This is a genomic window from Neobacillus drentensis (assembly GCF_036962765.1).
Taxonomy (GTDB): Bacteria; Bacillota; Bacilli; order Bacillales; family Cytobacillaceae; genus Neobacillus; species Neobacillus drentensis_C.
In genome coordinates, this window is record NZ_JBALOS010000373.1 from 1 (window position 1) to 1,836 (window position 1,836).

The window sequence follows — 1,836 nt, forward strand, 5'->3', positions numbered from 1 at the left end:
GCCATCCCAATCTTTAACTCTTGCACACGTTAGTTGAAGAAGGTATAAGGAATTTAAAGTATTACACCTGAAAAATTCCCTTTTAATACTTCTTTTTCATTCTGATTTTTACATAAAAAGGATGCCAAAATAGCTGTTCTATTATTTTCTTGCCTTTCGTATTTTTCAATTTTAACTCCACAAATGATTGTATCCCCCGTAAACACAGGTCTTAAAAACTCAAAATTCATAGTACGTGCCAACACGTTTGCATCTCCACCTACTTTGGTTGGTAGAGCTGCCGTTAATAACCCTTGAACTACAAGTCTTCCCTGTTCATTTGGGGTTATATGATGAATTCCTTCATCACCTGAAATCTCTGTAAATAATTCAACATCCCTTACTGTAAAAGTCCGTTCAAACGTAATTATATCTCCTACTTTTAATGGCATATAAATCTCCTCCTGAAGGTTTTATACGGAATGGTTAATAATAATCGAATATTACATTTAGTTATGTGAGAAAATCTTGAGGTTTCCAATCTTTCGGCTTTATGTTCTCATTCATCCAGTTCTTTTGTGGTGTTTGGTATGGGGTGGAGGCGATGAAATGATTATTGTGCCAGCTTGCTGCTCCGGAACGAATCATTTCATCGAGCAGGATTTGAATAAATTCTTCTGGCTGAAGCTGGAAAGAATAATTTGCAAAATCTTGGAACCAACCACACTTTAGTAGGTAGTTATCGATTTCTTCTTTTTTTAATCCATTTTTTATGATTAATGTGAATGAAAAAATCCTCTTGCAGGCATGCCATGAAACTTTTTCTGGCAACTTGAGCCACTTTTCAAACCGTTTCCTTGCTGCATCAATGGCAGACATAGGATTCTCCATTTGAGGTCCATGTCCTGAATATGCATGTTGAATCCGGAGCATCGACAACCGATCCAAACTTTCCATAGATCGTTGGATAGATGAAACACCCTCTCGAAAGATATTTAACCATCCGATATCATTTTTGTGAAAGAGATCCCCGCAAATTAATGTTTCTTCTTCAGGTTCATATAAAGAAATATGCCCTAACGTATGTCCCGGTGTGTGCAAGACTCTCAAGGTTCTACTTCCTGTGTTAATCTCATCGTTATCTCTGAGCTTTGTGTCGACTCGATAAGGTTCTACAGGCTGATCTAACCATTCTGCACTACAGGCTTCAGGGTCATAAGAATTTATTAAATCGGCGTCCCATTTATGAGCAGCAATCGTAACACCATAATTTTTTTGAAGATGAAAATTGCCTCCTACATGGTCACTATGGTAGTGCGTGTTCACAATAAGGTGTAATTCTTCTGGTAAAACGCCTGCTTTTTTAATTAATTGCTCTGTTTCTTTCGCATCACTCCCAAAACCAGTATCAATAAGGATCGGGAGCTGATCCTTAATAAGGATCATATTTGCACTTGGAAATTTTCTTTCAAAGAAAAAAATATTGGATTTTTTCATAGGATATCCCACCTTAAATTTCATTGACTAAAAAACTTCTTCTCAATTTAAATGTGACATATATTCAAATGCTGTGGTTCCATATACGCTTTTAAAGTGTTTATTTAAATGAGATAAATCAACAAAACCACATTCAGCTACTACTGAATAAATATCTCCATTTTTTTCTATTAACTGCTTTGCACGTTCTATCTTGCAGTTAAGAAAGTATTGGTATGGTGAAATTCCAGTATGAGCCTTGAATAATCTGATAAACTTAAATTTCGATAAATCAAGCTCTTTACATATCTCGTCAAGTTTAAGTACATTTTCTAAGTTGGTATTAAGCATATCCTTTGCTCTTCTAATGAAAGCGTTATC

3 protein-coding genes are annotated in these 1,836 nt (G+C 35.5%); all 3 read right to left on the reverse strand.

The genetic code is table 11. The features are described 5' to 3' along the window. Nucleotides 1-53: 53 nt before the first annotated feature. Nucleotides 54-431 carry a hotdog domain-containing protein gene (locus tag V7137_RS29680; RefSeq protein ID WP_335701390.1) on the reverse strand — a complete coding sequence of 126 codons (378 nt, stop codon included), beginning with the start codon at nt 429-431 and terminating at the stop codon, nt 54-56. Nucleotides 432-492: 61 nt separating this feature from the next. Next, a complete protein-coding gene (locus V7137_RS29685) occupies nt 493-1,476 on the reverse strand; it encodes an MBL fold metallo-hydrolase (protein ID WP_335701391.1) in 984 nt (327 codons plus the stop codon). Between the two features lie 42 nt (nt 1,477-1,518). Continuing rightward, a partial coding sequence (locus V7137_RS29690; RefSeq protein WP_335701392.1) for a helix-turn-helix domain-containing protein occupies nt 1,519-1,836 on the reverse strand: 318 nt, incomplete at its 5' end.